General features: G+C 59.7%; 12 protein-coding genes and 1 pseudogene. 7 read left to right on the top strand and 6 right to left on the bottom strand.

The annotated features are described in order from the left end of the window. Positions 1-106: 106 nt before the first annotated feature. Complete coding sequence (locus ACYZUM_RS09245) at positions 107-1,246, top strand: Kelch repeat-containing protein (protein ID WP_108182602.1); 1,140 nt, start codon at positions 107-109, stop codon at positions 1,244-1,246. Positions 1,247-1,374: 128 nt separating this feature from the next. Here ACYZUM_RS09245 and mapR read toward each other — a convergent pair whose 3' ends face one another. The 3 genes from mapR to ACYZUM_RS09260 form a co-directional block, all read right to left on the bottom strand. Beyond that, a complete protein-coding gene (gene mapR, locus ACYZUM_RS09250) occupies positions 1,375-2,784 on the bottom strand; it encodes a GntR family transcriptional regulator MpaR (RefSeq protein WP_008087199.1) in 1,410 nt (469 codons plus the stop codon). 141 nt (positions 2,785-2,925) lie between these two features. After that, the gene (gene ccoG, locus ACYZUM_RS09255) at positions 2,926-4,356 is read right to left on the bottom strand and encodes a cytochrome c oxidase accessory protein CcoG (protein WP_108184388.1); all 1,431 of its coding nucleotides are present in this window, start codon (positions 4,354-4,356) and stop codon (positions 2,926-2,928) included. Between the two features lie 195 nt (positions 4,357-4,551). Further along, positions 4,552-4,800, bottom strand: a complete 249-nt coding sequence (locus tag ACYZUM_RS09260; protein WP_041067006.1) for a DUF3203 family protein — start codon at positions 4,798-4,800, stop codon at positions 4,552-4,554. 122 nt (positions 4,801-4,922) lie between these two features. Here ACYZUM_RS09260 and ACYZUM_RS09265 point away from each other — a divergent pair, with 122 nt between their 5' ends. Beyond that, entirely contained in the window at positions 4,923-5,435 is a 513-nt protein-coding gene (locus ACYZUM_RS09265; RefSeq protein WP_108182603.1) for an MgtC/SapB family protein, read from the top strand. Positions 5,436-5,549: 114 nt separating this feature from the next. Here ACYZUM_RS09265 and ACYZUM_RS09270 read toward each other — a convergent pair whose 3' ends face one another. After that, the gene (locus tag ACYZUM_RS09270) at positions 5,550-5,708 is read right to left on the bottom strand and encodes a hypothetical protein (RefSeq protein ID WP_003224520.1); all 159 of its coding nucleotides are present in this window, start codon (positions 5,706-5,708) and stop codon (positions 5,550-5,552) included. Between the two features lie 217 nt (positions 5,709-5,925). On the opposite strand from ACYZUM_RS09270, the gene ACYZUM_RS09275 reads away from it, so the two are divergent. From ACYZUM_RS09275 to glgB, 3 genes are all read left to right on the top strand, one after another. Next, positions 5,926-7,923, top strand: coding sequence for an alpha-1,4-glucan--maltose-1-phosphate maltosyltransferase (locus ACYZUM_RS09275; protein ID WP_473061314.1), 1,998 nt, complete (start codon positions 5,926-5,928; stop codon positions 7,921-7,923). 156 nt (positions 7,924-8,079) lie between these two features. Continuing rightward, a complete protein-coding gene (gene treS, locus ACYZUM_RS09280; protein ID WP_108182605.1) occupies positions 8,080-11,421 on the top strand; it encodes a maltose alpha-D-glucosyltransferase in 3,342 nt (1,113 codons plus the stop codon). 2 nt (positions 11,422-11,423) lie between these two features. After that, a complete protein-coding gene (glgB, locus tag ACYZUM_RS09285; RefSeq protein WP_108182606.1) occupies positions 11,424-13,655 on the top strand; it encodes a 1,4-alpha-glucan branching protein GlgB in 2,232 nt (743 codons plus the stop codon). Positions 13,656-13,802: 147 nt separating this feature from the next. Here the strand turns inward: glgB and ACYZUM_RS09290 are convergent, their stop codons facing one another. After that, positions 13,803-14,585, bottom strand: coding sequence for an endonuclease/exonuclease/phosphatase family protein (locus tag ACYZUM_RS09290; RefSeq protein ID WP_108182607.1), 783 nt, complete (start codon positions 14,583-14,585; stop codon positions 13,803-13,805). A gap of 686 nt (positions 14,586-15,271) precedes the next feature. On the opposite strand from ACYZUM_RS09290, the gene ACYZUM_RS09295 reads away from it, so the two are divergent. Together ACYZUM_RS09295 and ACYZUM_RS09300 are read left to right on the top strand one after the other, a co-directional pair. Then, complete coding sequence (locus ACYZUM_RS09295; RefSeq protein ID WP_108182608.1) at positions 15,272-15,643, top strand: DUF6124 family protein; 372 nt, start codon at positions 15,272-15,274, stop codon at positions 15,641-15,643. Positions 15,644-15,782: 139 nt separating this feature from the next. Beyond that, a pseudogene (locus tag ACYZUM_RS09300) lies at positions 15,783-16,141 on the top strand (DUF6124 family protein). 242 nt (positions 16,142-16,383) lie between these two features. Here ACYZUM_RS09300 and ACYZUM_RS09305 read toward each other — a convergent pair. Further along, the gene (locus ACYZUM_RS09305) at positions 16,384-19,233 is read right to left on the bottom strand and encodes an Ig-like domain-containing protein (RefSeq protein ID WP_142580030.1); all 2,850 of its coding nucleotides are present in this window, start codon (positions 19,231-19,233) and stop codon (positions 16,384-16,386) included. Between the last annotated feature and the right edge of the window lie 207 nt (positions 19,234-19,440).

The following is a 19,440-nucleotide window of genomic DNA, read 5'->3' on the forward strand; positions in this document are numbered from 1 at the left end:
TTGACAGTTTGATCTGTTTGCTGCTGCGCCTAGAGTAGACGTGACGGACATTGGCAAATCGACTCCCGAATTGCGCTGTTCGCCGTGGCTAAACGGGAGCAGCGAAATGTACACGATTTCAGGTGGGAACTTCGAACCAACGGCGCCCCTGTCAGTGCCGCGGGCGTTGCACAGTGCGACATTGCTGACGAGCGGGGAAGTGTTGGTAGCCGGAGGGCTCAATACGGTGGGGGCAACTCTCACCCCCCTCACGTCCGTGCGTTTTGATGCGCTGTTTCCTGGCGGCATGCAATTTGACTTGCACTCGGTGACATCAAGCGTTGAGCGCTATGACCCGACTCGGCAAATGTGGTTATCGGCGGCCCCCCTTCGTATTCCACGTTGGTCTCACACTGCGCTGATTCTTCATTCCGGCTTGGTCATGGTCGTAGGCGGGAGCAATGGAACTACACTGCGCAGTGTCGAGTTATATGACGCCAACAGCAATCGATGGAGCGCCGCTGCTGACGTGAAGACGCCGCGTTTTGCTCACACCGCCACGTTATTGCGTTCCGGAGAGGTGTTAGTGACAGGTGGCAACAATCTGCAGCCCAGCGGCGGTGAAGTCCTCGATAGTGTCGAGCTGTTTGACCCGTCAACGGGCCAATGGGTGGATGTACCCAGTCTGCCTGTCGCAAGAATGGATCACACCGCGACATTGCTCGACTCAGGGCAGGTGCTGGTTGCTGGCGGCTACTCGGCAATTGAAAATGCTGCACTTCGTAGCGCTTTTGTTTTTGATCCGCAGCGTCGAACCTGGAAAGAAGTCGAAGCATTGCCTGCGCCGCGAATGCAGCAAACAGCGACACTGCTCAAAGATGGACGCGTTCTGCTGGCCGGGGGCGCTGGCGAACCATTTGGGGCTGCGTTGCGCAGTGGCGTCCTCTATTGCCCGAATGATGGCACTTGGCAAGGGACGGCTGAGTTGATGGTTGCTCGCAATCGGCACACAGCGACCAGGCTGGCGAGTGGCGAGGTGCTTGTGACAGGTGGGAGCGGGGCATTCGATGTAAATGATCCATGGTCCGCCGAAATCTACCAATCTGCGAAAGATGAGTGGATCCGTGTCGGTGACTTGAGCGACGGCCGTCATTCCCACAGTGCGACATTACTTGGCTCAGGTGCAGTCCTGATCACCGCAGGACAGCTTCCAACACCTGACCCGGGTTACACAAACAGCGCTGAATTGTTCACCAGTGCGCTTTGAACGGCTTTTTGAAGCGAACGTATATTGGTGCGTCCGATGGTCTGGAACGTTTGTTGATTTGGGGGGGAGGGCTGATTTTTGACATTTGTGTTGGGCGATCTTACCTCATCGCTGGCAACATCTGACTGTCAGAACGACCGCACAATCCGCCCCAATGTCTCCATTGCCTTCTCCGAATCCTCGGTCCACGGGCTGCCGTAATTCAGGCGAATACAATTCCTGAAGCGCTGAGTCGGCGAGAAGATCGGCCCCGGCGCGATGCTGATGCCCTGCGCCAATGCCATCTGAAACAACTTCAAGGAATCCATCTGCGGCGGCAATTCCAGCCACAAAAAGTAGCCACCCGCCGGCTGGCTGACCCGGGTCTGGGCCGGGAAGTAGCGGGCAATCGCCGCGAGCATCGCGCTTTGCTGTTCTTCCAGGGCGTAGCGCAATTTGCGCAAGTGGCGGTCGTAGCCGCCGTGTTGCAGGTAGTCGGCGATGGCCGCTTGCGCCGGCATTGAGGCACAGAGCGAGGTCATCAGTTTCAGCCGCTCGATTTTCTGTGCATAGCGCCCGGCGGCGACCCAGCCGATGCGGTAGCCGGGGGCCAGACTCTTGGCGAACGAACCGCAGTGCATCACCAGCCCTTCGGTGTCGAACGCCTTGGCCGGTTTCGGCGCTTGCTGGCCGTAATAAAGTTCGGCGTAGACGTCGTCCTCGATCAGCGGCACCTGATGCCGGCGCAGTAGTTCCACCAGTTCCTGTTTCTTGGCTTCGGGCATGGTCGCGCCCATCGGGTTCTGGAAACTGGTCATGCACCAGCAGGCCTTGATCGGATGGCGTTCCAGGGTCTGGGCGAGCACGCCGAGGTCGATACCGTCGCGCGGGTGCACGGGGATTTCCACGGCTTTGAGTTTCAGGCGCTCCAGCACTTGCAGGCTGGCGTAGAACGCCGGGGCTTCGATGGCCACCAGATCGCCCGGTTCGGTCACTGCTTGCAGGCACAGGTTCAGCGCTTCGAGGGCGCCGTTGGTGATCAGCAGTTCTTCCATGGGCAGCATCAGCCCGCCGACCATGTAGCGCAGGGCAATCTGCCGACGCAGTTGCGGGTTGCCCGGCGACATGTCGGTGACCACCATGCGCGGGTCCATCTCCCGCGCGGCACTGGCCAGCGAGCGCGACAGACGCTGCAATGGGAACAGGGTCGGGCTGGGGAACGCCGAGCCGAAGGGCACGGTGCTCGGGTCCTTGATCGATTCGAGCACCGAGAACACCAGTTCGCTGACGTCGACTTCGGTGGAGTCGTTGACGTGGCTACTGATCACCGGCTCGGAAAACGGACTCGGCGCGTGGGTGTTGACGAAGTAGCCGGAGCGCGGCCGCGCGCGAATCAGTCCGCGACGTTCGAGCAGGTAATAGGCCTGGAACACCGTGGACGGGCTGACCCCGTAGGTCTGGCTGGCGTAGCGCACCGATGGCACTCGCTGCCCGGGGCCGAGGACGCCGGAGCGGATCAGTTCAGCGATGTCGTCGGCGAATTTTTCGTAGCGTTTCATCTTGCGTCCGGGTTGGGTTCATTCTGGAAGACCGCGCTGCCTTCATTCGCGAGCAGGCTCGCTCCCACACTGGATCTCAGTGTCCACAAAACCCTGTGGGAGCGAGCCTGCTCGCGAATGGCCGCGCCGCAGTCTAAGGGATCAGCGATTCATCGGCGCCACAAACCTGCTTTTCGCCACGCTATAAATCTGCGGCTCGTCGCTGTCGGCGATCTTGAAGCTCAAGGTCTGCGAGCTGCTGGCCGGGCGTTCGGTGGTCATCGCCACCGATACCGGCACATCGACAATCTCGCCCGGCGCCAGGCTCAGTTCGGTCTTGCCCTGTAACTGGAAGCCGTCGCCATCCACCAGGCTCAGGGTGTAGTCCTGGCGCTGTTGGGTCTTGTTGATCACCTTCAGGGTGTAGATGTTTTCGATCTGGCCCTGACCGTTCTCGCGGAACAACCCACGATCCTTGGTCACGTCCAGCGAGACCATGGGCCGTTCGACCAAAGCCAGTGCCAGTGCGCCGATCATCACCAGCAGCACCGCGACGTAGCCGATCAACCGTGGCCGCAGCAGATGGGTCTTGCCACCCTGCAATTCGCGCTCGGAACTGTAGCGGATCAAGCCGCGTGGGTAGTTCATTTTGTCCATGATCGAATCGCAGGCGTCGATGCACGCCGCGCAGCCGATGCATTCCATCTGCAAACCGTCGCGGATGTCGATGCCGGTCGGGCAGACCTGCACGCACAACTGGCAATCGATGCAATCGCCGAGACCGGCTTCGGCGGGCTTCACGTCGCGTTTGCGCGGGCCACGGTTTTCGCCACGCGCCGCGTCATAGGAAATCGCCAGGGTGTCCTTGTCGAACATTACGCTCTGGAATCGCGCATACGGGCACATGTGCATGCACACCGCTTCGCGTAACCAGCCGGCGTTGATGTACGTGGCAGCGGTGAAGAACAGTACCCAGAACAGGCTGACCCCGCCGATCTGCAGGGTGAACAGCTCTTCGGCCAGCGGGCGAATCGGTGTGAAGTAGCCGACGAAGGTCAGCCCGGTCATCACGCTGATCGCCAGCCACAAGGTGTGCTTGGCGGCGCGCCGCGCCAGTTTGTTCAGGCCCCACGGCGCTGCTTGCAGTTTGATGCGCTGGTTGCGCTCGCCTTCGGTGACTTTCTCGCACCACATGAAAATCCATGTCCACGAGCTCTGCGGGCAGGTGTAACCGCACCAGACCCGACCAGCGAACACGGTAATGGCGAACAGACCGAACGCAGCAATGATCAGCAGCGCCGAGAGCAAGATGAAATCCTGTGGCCAGAAGGTTGCGCCGAAGATGTGGAATTTGCTTTCGGCGAGGTCCCACAGTACGGCCTGACGACCGCCCCAGTTCAACCACACGGTGCCGAAAAACAGCAAAAACAGAAAACCTGCGCCGCTGATGCGCAGGCGGCGGAACAGCCCGGTGAAACTGCGCGTGTGGATCTGCTTGTCGGTGGAGCCGGCCTTCGCCTTCATTGGGCGACCTGGCACATTTTTAATGGTGGGGCTTGCTTCTACGGTTCGGACGGGGATTTGTTCGCTCATGGTCATTCGCTCATCAGCCTCCATCAGGCGAACGAACTATGAGCGCCGATCTGTTTGCATAACAGACTCAGCTATTTGAATAAAAAGCGGATCAGATGGCGTCTGAGCGACGCCCTGCGACAACTTGAAGCAGCCCGCAGGCGCAGGCGCAAACGCCTATCGCAGGCGTCTGCACCGGGTGTTGATCAGGGTCAGTCAAATCACCGAATCACTCTCGTCAGCCTTCAGGTGCTTGCGGCCGTCTTTCGCGCCGGCGACGGTCAAGGCATCCGCCTCTGCTTCAGTGATGTAAACGCGCCGGCTTTCAATTTCCACGAACGACATGGCTTTTTCGCTATCCGTTTTGACTTCCAGGGTGTCGCAGATACGAATTTCTTCGCCATTTTCGACGGTGAAAAAACACACTTTTGATTCGGGGTTGGATTCATCGATTCGAACGGGCATGAGGCTGTCCTTTTTTCATGGGTACCTGAGAGGTTAGGGCGCGCGCGTGGCCGATCGTTCTGCGCAACTGATTAATGGTCGCTGCTGTCCATCCATTAACGACAAATAAAAAGGACGGAGCGATGAACGCTTGGTGGCATGAAGTGTGGGTAACGCTGCAAGCGGAGTTCGCCGATGTCGGCGACGCTTCGCAACTGACGCGCATCACCGTGCGCCTGCTGATGGCGGCGGTGCTCGGCGGGATTCTTGGTTTTGAACGTGAGCACAAAGGCAAGGCCGCCGGGGTGCGCACGCACATGTTGGTGGCACTCGGCGCGGCGCTGTTTGTGCTGGTGCCGCAAACCAGCGGGGCGGAGTCCGATGCCATGAGCCGGGTGTTGCAGGGCGTGATCGCCGGGATCGGTTTTCTTGGCGCCGGAACCATCCTGAAAAACAAGGAAGGCGATGAGGGTCATGTCAAAGGGCTGACCACTGCAGCCGGGTTGTGGATGACGGCGGCGATCGGCGTGGCGGCGGGGTTGGGCAGGGAAGCGACTGCACTGCTCAGCACCGTGTTGGCATTGGGGATTTTCAGCGTGATGCCACGGGTGGTCAGGTTGTTCGAGAAAGAAGACGAGAAAAACCAGCATCTGTGAACACCGCGAACAACCTGTAGGAGCTGCCGCAGGCTGCGATCTTTTGACTTTGATTTTTAAAAACAAGATCAAAAGATCGCAGCCTGCGGCAGCTCCTACAGGGGGGCGTGTTGCTCAGACGATGACGGGCGGCATTGTCGTCGGCGGTTCTTCCTTCGGCGGTGGCGTGGTGCCTGGGGGTTCCTGCTCGGGAATCGGCTGCGGTTCGGTCTCGGGCAAGGTGGGTTTGTCGATGTTCGGATCAGGCGTTTCTGCCGGGATCGGGATGTTCATCTGTAGACCTCCGTGTGGCACATGGCGTGAGAAGTGCTTAAGTGGATTGACCACCTGCTGGCGAATTCGATCCGCTTTTTTGCCCAGGCAAATCCCTGTGAACTTTTCCCCGCGCCGGTCGCTCGGAACCTAAGTGAGTTCATGTCGGGGCCGGTGCCTCCTTGTGGACACGGATCCGGCACAAGAGCGTCCTTGGGGCGTAAAGGAGAGAGGCTCGATGTCCGCTGAAAAACCTTCAGAGCAGAGCTATAACCCGCATATGCCGCTGTCGCAGGCGTTACTGCTGCCGCGCATCGTGATCGAAAACACCATGCCGACCCTCGATGGCGGGCAGTTTGCCGTCAAGTCGATCGTCGAGCGTGACGTGATCGTCACCAGCAAGGTCTTTGCCGACGGCCACGACAAGCTGGCGGTGCGCATCCGCTGGCGTGCGGAGGGCGAAGAGTCCTGGCACAGCGAGGTAATGAACGAGCTGGGCAATAACAGTTGGCAGGGGCAGTTTCGTCCCCAACGCCAGGGTCGCTACCTGTATTGCATCGAAGAGTGGATCGATCACTTCGCCAGTTTCCAGTACGAACTGGAGAAAAAGCACAACGCCGCCGTCCCGGTGTCGCTCGAACTGCAGGAAGGCCGCACTATGGTGCAGCAGGCCGCCGAGCGCAGCGACGGTCAGCTCAGCGAACAGCTCGCCGCCTTGCATCATGAATTGTCCGGCCTGCTCGAAACCGAGCAGGTGGCGCTGTTTTTGCACTCGCGCAGTGCGCAATTGATGGCGCAGGCCGATCACCGTGCCTATCTGAGCCTGAGCGCCGAATTCCCGGTGGACGTCGAACGGGAGCTGGCCGAGTTTGCCAGTTGGTATGAGCTGTTTCCGCGCTCGATCACCGACGATCCCAAGCGTCACGGCACCTTCAACGACGTGCACGCGCGTCTGCCGATGATTCAGGACATGGGCTTCGACGTGCTGTACTTCACGCCGATTCACCCGATCGGCCGCGCCCACCGCAAGGGCCGCAACAATTCCCTGACCGCCGGCCCGGATGATCCGGGCAGTCCTTACGCGATCGGTAGTGAGGAGGGCGGGCACGAAGCGATTCACTCGCAGCTCGGCACCCGCGAAGACTTCCGCCGGTTGGTTGCCGCCGCCGCTGAGCATGGTCTGGAGATCGCCCTCGATTTCGCCATCCAGTGTTCCCAGGATCACCCGTGGCTCAAGCAGCATCCGGGCTGGTTCAACTGGCGCCCGGACGGCACGATCAAATACGCGGAAAACCCGCCGAAGAAATACCAGGACATCGTCAACGTCGACTTCTATGCGCCGGACGCGATCCCCAGTTTGTGGGTCGAGCTGCGCGATATTGTGGTCGGCTGGGTCAACGAAGGCGTGAAGATTTTTCGCGTCGACAATCCGCACACCAAGCCGCTGCCGTTCTGGCAATGGCTGATTGCCGATGTGCGGGCACTGCACCCGGAAGTGATCTTCCTCGCCGAGGCGTTCACCACGCCGGCGATGATGGCGCGTCTGGGCAAGGTCGGTTACAGCCAGAGCTACACCTATTTCACCTGGCGTAATACCAAGTCCGAGTTGGCGACCTATTTCACTGAGCTCAATGAGTCGCCATGGCGTGAATGCTACCGGCCGAACTTCTTCGTCAATACGCCGGACATCAACCCGGCGTTCCTGCATGAGTCGGGGCGGCCGGGCTTTTTGATCCGCGCGGCGCTGGCGACCATGGGATCGGGTTTGTGGGGCATGTATTCCGGTTATGAACTGTGCGAATCGGCGCCGGTGCCGGGCAAGGAGGAATACCTCGATTCGGAGAAGTACGAGATCCGCGTCCGCGACTTCAATGCGCCGGGCAACATCATTGCCGAAATTGCCCAGCTCAATCGCATCCGCCGGCAGAACCCGGCGCTGCACACGCACCTGGGCCTGAAAATCTACAACGCCTGGAACGACAACATTCTGTATTTCGGCAAGCGCAGCTTTGATGGCAGCAATTTCATTCTGGTGGCGGTGAGCCTCGATCCGCACAACGTGCAGGAGGCCAATTTCGAATTGCCGCTATGGGAGATGGGCCTGCCCGACGACGCAACCACGCACGGTGAGGACTTGATGAACGGGCATCGCTGGGACTGGCACGGCAAGTATCAGTTCATGCGCATCGAACCGGCGTACCAGCCGTTCGGGATTTGGCGGATTACTGCCGCGTAAGACACACACCGACCCGTGTAGGAGCTGCCGAAGGCTGCGATCTTTTGCCTTTGATTTTTTAGAAGCAAGATCAAAAGATCGCAGCCTTCGGCAGCTCCTACAGAAGTATCAGCACGATCACATTATGTGCAGAGACGAATTGAACAGGAGTTTCACATGGCGAAGAGACCCAAGGCAGCCACCTTCATCAAAGACCCGCTCTGGTACAAGGATGCGGTGATCTATCAAGTTCACGTCAAATCGTTTTTCGACTCCAACAATGACGGGATCGGCGACTTTCCCGGCCTGATCGCCAAACTCGACTACATCGCCGAACTCGGCGTCAACACCATCTGGCTGTTGCCGTTCTACCCGTCGCCACGTCGCGATGACGGTTACGACATCGCCGAATACCGGGGCGTGCACAGCGACTACGGGACCATGGCCGACGCCAAGCGCTTCATCGCCGAGGCGCACAAACGTGGCTTGCGGGTGATCACCGAGCTGGTCATCAACCACACCTCGGATCAGCACCCGTGGTTCCAGCGGGCGCGCAAGGCCAAGCCCGGTTCGGCGGCGCGGGACTTCTATGTGTGGTCGGATGACGATCAGAAGTACGACGGCACCCGGATCATCTTTCTCGACACTGAAAAGTCCAACTGGACGTGGGACCCGGTCGCCGGCCAATACTTCTGGCACCGCTTCTATTCGCACCAGCCCGACCTCAACTTCGACAACCCGCAAGTGATGAAAGCCGTGTTGTCGGTGATGCGCTACTGGCTGGACATGGGCATTGACGGTCTGCGTCTTGACGCCATTCCGTACCTGATCGAGCGCGACGGTACCAACAACGAAAACCTGCCTGAGACCCACGACGTCCTCAAGCAGATCCGTGCCGAGATCGATGCCAATTACCCGGACCGCATGCTGCTGGCCGAGGCCAACCAATGGCCGGAAGACACCCAGCTGTACTTCGGTGACACCGATGCCGAGGGCGTCAACGGTGACGAATGCCACATGGCCTTTCACTTCCCGCTGATGCCGCGCATGTACATGGCGCTGGCCCAGGAAGATCGCTTCCCGATCACCGACATTCTGCGGCAAACCCCGGAGATTCCTGCCAATTGCCAGTGGGCGATTTTCTTGCGCAATCACGATGAGCTGACGCTGGAAATGGTCACCGACAAGGAGCGCGATTACCTGTGGAACTACTACGCCGCTGACCGTCGCGCGCGGATCAACCTCGGCATTCGTCGGCGTCTGGCGCCGTTGATGGAGCGAGACCGCCGCCGCGTAGAACTGCTCAATAGCCTGCTGCTGTCGATGCCCGGCACGCCGACCCTGTATTACGGCGACGAAATCGGCATGGGCGACAACATCTACCTCGGCGACCGCGACGGTGTGCGTACGCCGATGCAATGGTCGATCGACCGCAACGGCGGTTTCTCCCGCGCCGATCCGGCGAGCCTGGTGCTGCCTCCGATCATGGACCCGCAATACGGTTATCTCTCCGTCAACGTCGAGACTCAGGCCGGCGATCCGCATTCGCTGCTCAACTGGACGCGACGCATGCTCGCCGTGCGCAAGCAGTCCAAGGCGTTCGGGCGTGGCACGCTGAAGATGCTTTCGCCGAGCAACCGACGGATTCTGGCCTACACCCGCGAGTTCACCGACTCCGACGGCAAGCACGAGATCATTCTTTGCGTGGCCAACGTCTCGCGCAGCGCGCAGGCGGCGGAACTCGACCTGTCGGCCTACGTCGGCATGGTCCCGGTGGAGATGCTTGGTGGTAACGCGTTCCCGCCCATCGGCCAGTTGAATTTCCTGCTGACCCTGGCGCCGTACGGCTTCTATTGGTTCGCCCTCGCGGCGGAAAACCAGATGCCGAGCTGGCACGTCGAACCGGCGCAGAGCCTGCCGGACTTCACCACGCTGGTGCTGAAAAAACGCATGGAAGAACTGCTTGAAGCGCCGACCCGCAACACCCTGGAGCAGAGCGTCTTGCCGAGCTGGCTGCAGAACCGCCGCTGGTTCGCCGGCAAGGACGCGGCCATCGAGCAGGTCAATCTGGCCTACGGCGTGCGTTTTGGCGATGCGCAGCATCCGGTGCTGCTCAGTGAGATCGAAGTCACCAGCGCCGGGCAGACCAGCCGCTATCAACTGCCGTTCGGGTTTATCTCGGAAGATCAGGTCGGGGCGGCGCTGCCGCAGCAATTGGCCTTGTCCCGAGTACGCCGCGGACGTCAGGTGGGGCTGATCACTGATGCGTTCAGCCTCGAAACGTTTGTGCACGCCGTGCTGCACGGCATGCAGAGCAGCACCGTGCTCAATTCCGAACAGGGCGAGATTCGTTTCGCGCCGACCGCGCAGCTGGAAAAACTCGGCCTCGGTGCTGAGTCCGAGGTGCGTTATCTGTCGGCCGAGCAATCGAACAGTTCGGTGGTGATTGGCAACAGTCTGGTGCTGAAGCTGATCCGCAAAGTCGCCTCGGGGGTGCACCCGGAACTGGAAATGAGCGCCTACCTGACCGAGGCCGGGTTCGAGAACATCTCGCCGCTGCTGGGTTCGGTGATTCGCCGTGATGCCCAAGGCGAAGACAATCTGCTGATGATCGCCCAAGGCTATCTGAGCAATCAGGGCGATGCCTGGGAATGGACGCAGAACAACCTCGAACGGGCGCTGCGCGATGAACTGGCCGACGCCATGTCCGAGCAGGAACAGCATTACAACGCCCTCGGCGAGCTCAAGGACTTTGCCGGCATGCTCGGCCAGCGTCTGGGCGAAATGCATCAAGTGCTCGCGGCGCCGAGCGACAATCCCGATTTCGCCCCGCAAACCACCAGCGCCAAAGACGCCCAAGCCACCGGCAAGGACGTTGCCGCGCAGGTCGAGCATGCGTTGAAGCTGCTCAAGCAACATCAAAGTCATCTGAGCGCGGCAGATCAGAAAATGGTTGCGCGGCTGCTGGACAACAAAAAAATCATCCTCGGCCATGTGCAGGAACTCGCGCAAAAAGCCGTAGGCGGCCTGCGGATTCGGGTCCACGGTGACCTGCACCTGGGCCAGGTGCTGGTGATCAAGGGCGATGCCTATCTGATCGACTTCGAAGGTGAACCGGCGCGGCCGCTGCACGAACGGCGCGGCAAACACAGTCCGTACAAGGACGTCAGCGGCGTGCTGCGGTCCTTCGATTACGCGGCGGCCATGACCATCAACGTGCATAACGTCGATCACAGTGCGGAGTCGGAAGCGGCCCGGCATCGGGTTGCCGAGCGCTACCTGCGTGAGGCGCGCGAGGCATTTGTTCAGGCATATCGCCAAGCGGCGACTAGTCTTGATCATGCCTGGCAGGATCCTGCGGGTGCCGACGCAGCGCTTGCGCTGTTCGGCCTGGAGAAGGCGGCCTATGAAGTGGCCTATGAAGCCGAAAATCGCCCCACGTGGCTGCCCGTGCCGTTGCACGGTTTGTATGGGTTATTGACGGGGCTTAAACCCTTTTCCGATCTTGGTGGAGAGTAGTCATGAGTGTCTCGAACAAGGAACAGGGTCACGCTAAAGAAGCGTTATTGCCGACGGCGCAAGACATCGACGCGTTGGTACGTGCGGAACATCACGACCCGTTTTCCATTCTCGGCCCGCACGGTGATGGTGCCGGCGGGCAGTTCATCCGCGCCTATTTGCCGGGTGCGTTGAAAGTTGAAGTGCTGGACAAGGACAGCGGTGAAGAACGTGGCGAACTGACCGCCACCGAAACCCCGGGGCTGTTTGTCGGGCACTTCGCCCAGGCCCGGCCCTATCTGCTGCGCACGCGCTGGGCCGGCGGCGAGCAAGTGGCGGAAGATCCCTACAGCTTCGGTCAGTTGCTCGGCGAAATGGATTTGTATCTGTTCGCCGAAGGCAATCACCGCGACCTGAGCAGCTGCCTCGGCGCTCAGCTGAAAACCGTCGATGGCGTTGACGGCGTGCGTTTCGCCGTGTGGGCGCCGAACGCCCGGCGCGTCTCGGTGGTCGGCGATTTCAACGTCTGGGACGGTCGCCGCCATCCGATGCGCCTGCGCCATCCATCCGGTGTCTGGGAATTATTCATTCCGCGCCTGCAGGCGGGCGAGTTGTACAAATACGAGATCCTCGGCGCCCACGGCATCTTGCCGCTTAAGGCCGACCCGATGGCGCTGGCCACCAGTCTGCCGCCGGACACCGCGTCGAAAGTCGCCGCGCCGCTGCAGATCAACTGGCAGGATCAGGACTGGATGAACGGCCGCCGCGAGCGGCAGAAACATTCAGCGCCGCTGTCGATCTACGAATTGCATGCCGGCTCGTGGCAGTGCGAACTGGACGATCTGGGCGAAGTCGCTCGCCAGTACACTTGGCCGGAACTGGCCGAGCGCTTGATTCCTTACGTCAAGGAACTGGGTTTCACCCACATCGAACTGATGCCGATCATGGAGCACCCGTTTGGCGGTTCGTGGGGCTATCAACTGCTCTCGCAATTCGCCCCGAGCGCGCGATATGGCACACCCGAGCAGTTCGGCGAGTTCGTCAACGCCTGTCACCAGGCCGGAATCGGGGTGATCCTCGACTGGGTGCCAGCGCATTTTCCTACCGATACCCATGGCCTGGCGCAGTTTGACGGCACGGCGTTGTACGAATATGGCAACCCGCTGGAAGGCTTCCATCAGGACTGGGACACGCTGATCTACAACCTGGGGCGCACCGAAGTGCACGGCTACATGCTGGCATCGGCGCTGCACTGGTTGAAGCATTTTCACGTGGATGGCCTGCGCGTCGATGCGGTGGCCTCGATGCTGTATCGCGACTATTCGCGCAAGGCCGGCGAGTGGATTCCGAACCGCCACGGCGGGCGCGAGAACCTTGAGGCAATCGATTTCCTCCGGCACTTGAACGATGTGGTCGAGCTGGAGGCGCCGGGCGCGCTGGTGATTGCCGAAGAGTCCACCGCCTGGCCGGGCGTCAGTCAGAGCACCCAGCAGGGTGGCCTCGGTTTCGCTTACAAATGGAACATGGGCTGGATGCACGATTCGCTGCACTACATTCAGCAAGACCCGGTGTACCGCGCGCATCACCACAACGAACTGAGTTTCGGTCTGGTCTACGCCTGGTCCGAGCGCTTCATCCTGCCGATCTCCCACGACGAAGTGGTGCATGGCAAGCATTCGTTGATCGACAAGATGCCCGGCGACCGCTGGCAGAAATTTGCCAACCTGCGCGCCTATCTGAGTTTCATGTGGACCCACCCGGGCAAAAAGCTGTTGTTCATGGGTTGCGAGTTCGGCCAGTGGCGTGAGTGGAACCACGATCAGCAGCTGGACTGGTACCTGCTGCAATACTCGGAACACAAAGGCGTGCAGAAACTGGTCGGCGACCTCAATCGCCTGTATCGCGAAGAACCGGCGCTGCACGACCAGGACGACGCGCCGCAGGGCTTCCAGTGGTTGATCGGCGATGACGCCATAAACAGCGTGTACGCGTGGCTGCGCTGGAGCAAGGACGGCAAACCGGTGCTGGTGGTCGCCAACTTCACCCCGGTGCCGCGTCAGTCGTACCGCGTCGGCGTGCCGTTTGCCGGGCGCTGGAATGAATTGCTCAACAGCGATGCCGACACCTACGCCGGGTCCAACTATGGCAATGGCGGCGGGGCGTTTACCGAAGAGGTGCCGAGCCATGGGCAGTCGCTGTCGCTGGAACTGAATCTGCCACCGCTGGCGGTGTTGATTCTCAAGCCGGAGGGCTAGTCCAGCCACCGCTAACCCTGTGGGAGCGGGCTTGCCCGCGAAGAGGTCGGAACATTCAACATCTCTGTTGCCTGATCCGCCGTCATCGCGGGCAAGCCTGCTCCCACAGGCGTTTTCGGTGATCCGGGGTTCGCTGCCGCAGCAGGATTACAGGTGCACCTCCACCGCCAATGGCAAGTGGTCCGACAGGTGCGTCCACGGTTTGTTGCCGAGGATCTGCGGGTCGTGGCTGCTGGCGTTGCGCAGGTAGATGCGGTCCAGGCGCAGCAATGGAAAACGCGCTGGATAGGTCTTGGCTGGACGGCCATGGTGGCGTTCGAACGCTTCGTGCAGGTAATCGCGGCGGGCGAGGGCGACATTGCCCTGCAGTTGCCAGTCGTTGAAGTCGCCGGCAATGATCACCGGCGCGTCCTCGGGCAAGGATTCGAGCAACTGGCAAAGCAGCTGCAACTGCAATTGGCGGTGACTTTCCAGCAGACTCAGGTGCACACAGATGGCGTGGACTTCGGCGTGGCCCGGCACGTCCAGTACGCAATGCAACAAGCCTCGGCGCTCGGGGCCGGTGATCGACACGTCGAGGTTGCGGTATTCGCGGATCGGGTATTTTGACAGCAGGGCATTGCCGTGGTGGCCATCGGGGTAAACCGCGTTGCGTCCGTAGGCAAAATCGCTCCACATGCTGTCGGCAAGAAATTCGTATTGCGAGGTTTGCGGCCATTCGTTGTAACGATTGGAATGGCGCTCGTGTTCGCCCACGACTTCCTGCAGAAACACCAGATCGGCCGAGGTGCTGCGCACCGCTTCACGCAACTCCGGCAAGATGAAGCGCCGATTGAGGGCGGTGAAGCCCTTGTGGGTATTGACCGTCAGCACGCGCAGGCGTTGGATGACGGGGGCGTCGACGACGTGACGCTCGGGATCGCTGGACACGTTCACTCCTCTGAAAAAACGGCTTCCTGTTCATGCGACTGGTCTGTGCGCGGGCAGTTCCTTCCAGATGCCTCAGGCCGTAACACGAATCCCCCGAGCCGACAGAAAACCTGTAGGCGCGAGCCTGCTCGCGAAAGCGGCCTCCTGATCGACCAATCTCTGACTGAATGCACTCGGTCAAATTGTGGGAGCTGGCTTGCCAGCGATGACGGCTCACAAGCCGACCAACCTCCCACTGAATGCAAGCATTCCAAGTGTGGGAGCGAGCCTGCTCGCGAAAGCGGCCTGCCAGACAAAATCAGAACAACAGACCAAACCCCGCACATAAACATAACCCCGCAACCACGTTTAAAGTACACGAACCGTTACGCCATACCGGCTACAACGCCTTGCGCCGTTACCTACGCGTACGCCAGAATCCGCCGGCTTACACGGCTATGCGTTGGGCTTATCGTTTCCCTGTCACTGGAAAACAGTGATCGGGTTTGGTAGCCCATTTCGGTACGGTCGTATGGCGTCACCTTATGTAGCCTCTTTTTGGGGCTCAGTTTTATGGTGGACATGCGTGGGGCTCATTCGTGAGCGCCGGGTTCCGTATCGACCGGTCTACCAACCCGCGCATGGCCGCCACCCATCGTTTGGTAGCGAGGGTGATGGCTCCTATTTCTCGATACGGAGTTTCATCCATGTTCAAAGCCACACCCAACCCCCCGGACACCTCAATCCCCTACGACCCAGCCCTCGACCCGCAGAAAATAAAAGCGGCAACCGACCGCGCCATCAACTTCTACCTCAACCCCGGCGCACTGAAGATCTCGATCCCTTCAGCCTCGTCACGCAAATCGAGCAGAATCTTCCTCATCGACCCCACCGTGGACGAAGAAACCTTGCTCGTCGAAGCCTGCGAATCCTTAGCCGCCGCCAGCGACATGGCCCGTGATATCGGCGACACCGTCGACCACCCACAGCGCCGGGCCATGCTGATGCTGCATCAGGTGATCATGCTCAGTGAACTGATGGTCAACCGAGTACTGGACGGCCGCCGCGTGCCGAACTAACTGCCCGGTCCCCTGTAGGAGCTGCCGAAGGCTGCGATCTTTTGATGTTGCTTTTAAAAACAAGATCAAAAGATCGCAGCCTGCGGCAGCTCCTACAGGTCATCATTCTTCCAAAGTGCCTCGATCGGAGTTCCAGCTGATGTCCGAAACCCCACCCAATCCGCCGATCACAGAATCGGTATCACCCTACGAATCCCTCAACACCAGAAAACTCCACGAAGCCGCCGAACGCGCTCTCGACCATTACCTCGCCCCCGCACACATCATGGCAACGCCCTATACCCCCAGCAGCATGTTCCTGGTCAACCCGCAAACCGATACCGAATCGCTGCTGGCCAACGCCTGCGAATCCCTGGCCTCGGCCACGGTCATGCTCGGCGATTTCGCCGGCACGCTCGAAGGGACGAGCCGTCATACGGCGCTGGGCATTGCGCAGGTGGTGATGCTGGGGGAGCTGGCGGTGAACAGGCGCTGGATAATGTTGTGCCAGAGGATTAGGCGCCAGCCGTTGTAGTTACATCGCGAGCAGGCGAAGGCCTGCTTGGGATCTGCGTTGGTCACAGGTTAAGTACCCGGCAAAGATTTCTTGTAGGCGTGAACTTGCTTGCTATTGTCATTAAATAAATCCGTCAGGCTATATTGTATTTGCAACTTTAGTTTATTCCCTGAGTGCGAAAGAAGGACGGGGGCGGGTATTTTAGCCGCCCCTGTAGTTTCAATGTCTGTTACTTTTTATAAGGTTAGGGGGTGAGTATAAAGTTATCAAACAAAACAGCCGAATTAGTGGTGGTGACAATCATTTTTCTTATGCCATTCCCTTGGAAATGAACAGATTTCGCTTGGAACTCGCTCTCTGTTAGAAGTGCTATTTCTCCTAGCAGTCCATCCGTGGAATCATAAAATTTAGCTTTCGCTGGGTAGAGTGTGTGTGCGTAATCGAACGATATAGATGAGTAATTATCCTTGAATGTAAATGTAGACGTGGAGTCGCCACCATTTATCAATAAAAATTTTCCAGCGAGAGGTGGTTCGTAACTGCTATTAGTCCAAATTCCTATATATAGTCCTGATCCCCGGTTGCGCTCTATTGTCATAGTAGGAAGATCCATTCTTCTTGGATAAGTACCACTCCTGTTCTCAAAATCCTCCCTCAGTGGGATTGGTGGCGATACGACCACGACCCGCGATCCCGACACCTGTCCACTGCCATACAGCGCGGTGGCAGTGAAGCTGTGAGTAGCCACGCTCAAGCCCGTCACGGTCAGTTCCCACAGGCCGGTCGTCAGGTTAACCGTCGCCACACCTTTGACGGTGGCGCCGTCCTTGATCCGGACTTTCTGACCTTTAGCCCCACTTCCTTTAAGCGTGACAGAAGTTTCAAAGGTCGAGCCGCCCGGAAGAATTTCTTCCCCTCTAGAGTTCTCCGCCCGAGTGATGGTCGGCGCGATATTGGCCGTCACCGTCAGCGTCCACGCCGCAGAGACCTGCCCACTGCCATACAGGGCGGTGGCGGTGAAGCTGTGAGCGGCCACGCTCAAGCCTGTCACGGTCAGTTCCCACAGGCCGGTCGTCAGGTTAACCGTCGCCTCACCTATGACGAAGGTGCCATCCTTGATCTGGACTTTCCGGCCTTTGGCCCCGGCCCCTGACAACGTGACCGTGGTATCGACGGTCGTCCCGCCGTTGTCAATTGCTGCCCCTTTGGAGTCTACGGCCTGGGTGATGGTGGGCGGGTCGAGCTCTTGGGCAGCGCCCACATTGAAGTCCAGTGGCTGCGAATACCGGGTGCGCTCTCCCGCACGTTCGACGAAGTACCTGGCCTGAACCGTGCCGTCCTCGTTACCTTTGATCAAATCGGCGCTGATGGGGAACGGCACCTCGCTACCGGCGGTGATCGAGTTCAGTATGATCCAGTCGCTGTCCAGGCCGGTTTTCGAGCCCACCCACTCTCGTGTCACCTTGTCGTCGACCAGGGTATTGAGCCAGGTGGCGCTCAGCGTGGTGCCTTTGCGATCGGGGTCGAGGACGTTGTCGACCACACCGTCTACCCTCGGCATCGGCAATTCCAGGCGTGGCTCGCCGACCGCGAGCAGCGGCGCGTGTTCGGACTCGCGGATCGCATTGATCGCGCTGTAGCGATCCAGCTTCGCCAGTACGCCGTCGTCGCTCAGCAATTGGTAATAGAGCTCCAGCGTGCCACCTTCCAGAACCTTGATATGGGCACTGTCGACAGTGATGTACAAAGACACTTTATCGTTGACGTCGCCATGGGTGATCGGTCGCAATGGCAGGTCGGGCAGGTACGGGGTGAAATCCGGCAGGGTGCCGAGCCAGAACAGTTTGATTGCCTGACCGGACTCGAACGAGTCATCCCAAGGGATTTCAATGCGGGTACGCGGCAGGTCCGGATCGAGTGCCCCTTGCTCGGCGTCTTCGGCGATTGGCGCCTTCAGACGCTGGAGTTGACCGATGACGCTGATGAACTGCCCTTTGGACAACATATCGGCCGAGCCATCGGCTTTCAGGATGCGGTACAGCAGCACCATCTGGACTTTGGCAAAACGGCGCAGCAGGGCATTGTCGATCGGTATCTCAAGGATGCTCGGTACGCTCTCCAGGATCACGCCCGGCAGTTCGTGGTCGATTGGTGCCCCTTCCACCGGCGTGCCTTTGAGTTGGAGGAACACGGTGTCGCCCTTCGCGAACAACTTGCCGTCCACGGCAACGACCTGCCCGGTGCCCTTGGCATCGCCCAGCTTGTCGAGATCCAGCACGTTGTTCAGCGTTTCCTTGAGCAGGGGTGCCAGTGGGCGCGACGTGTCGATGCTGACCACCACCCGCTGGGCGGCACTCCAGTCTTCGGAACGGTTGTCGACTTTGTCGTAGAGTTCGAAAGCCACTGCCAGCCCGGTGCTGTCAGAGTCACCCGCTTTACGGATCGTGGCTTCGTCGACATGGATGACGATGGGGGTTTTGCCTTCGACCTGGTCCTGGGTCAGTGGCGGGCTTGACACGAAGACCCCGCCCCAGCTCAGGCGGATCACGTCACCGGGGGCAATGTTCGGGTAAGGTTCAATCCTGATGTCGACGCCCGCAGCCACGTTGTCCTTATCGATGCCAGCTTCGAGAATCTCGCGGGGAATGTGCATGATCAGCTTGGAGTGGCCCGGTTCTTCGTTGTCATCATGACCACCGGGGCGGGTGAGCTTGACGAACACCTTCATCACTTCGGAGGGCTCGGCTGTCTGGCCCAAGCGGGTCACGCTGTAGGAGACATCGAAGTTGCCGGCCAGGATGTGCCGCGGCTCCACGAACAACTGCAGTTGGGTGCCGACCTCATTTTTCTCCACGGTCTTTTGCAGTACCTGATTATTGGGACCCCAGAAAATGACCAGGCTGTCGCCTTGCCCCATGGTTCCCCAGGGGCCGGCTGTGCATTGCAGGCCGTGGCGCGGAAAATTGTCCAGTACCGCCGCAATGTTCAAGCCCCACACATCAGGACTGGTGGAGATCGGTTCCTTGGTGCGCCCGGGAATGCCCAGCTCACGCAAGAGGTTGGTGTGCTCGTCGGGGGAAGGGGATGAGGCCATGGGAGGTACTCCGGTCGAGGGCTGGGGGACTGAATGATTTAAAGCCTGACGGAGTGGAGCTGCCTACTGTCAGATCTGACAGGTCGGGAGGGATTTTCGATGAGTGGTAGATGTTTCGACGGGGATGATTCTCGGCCAATGATACTGGGGTGTCGATCTCACCTCGTGTCACAGGGCGTTTTAGCAAGAGACTTTTTTTTAAACTGG

The sequence above is a fragment of the Pseudomonas sp. m6p genome (assembly GCF_055760375.1).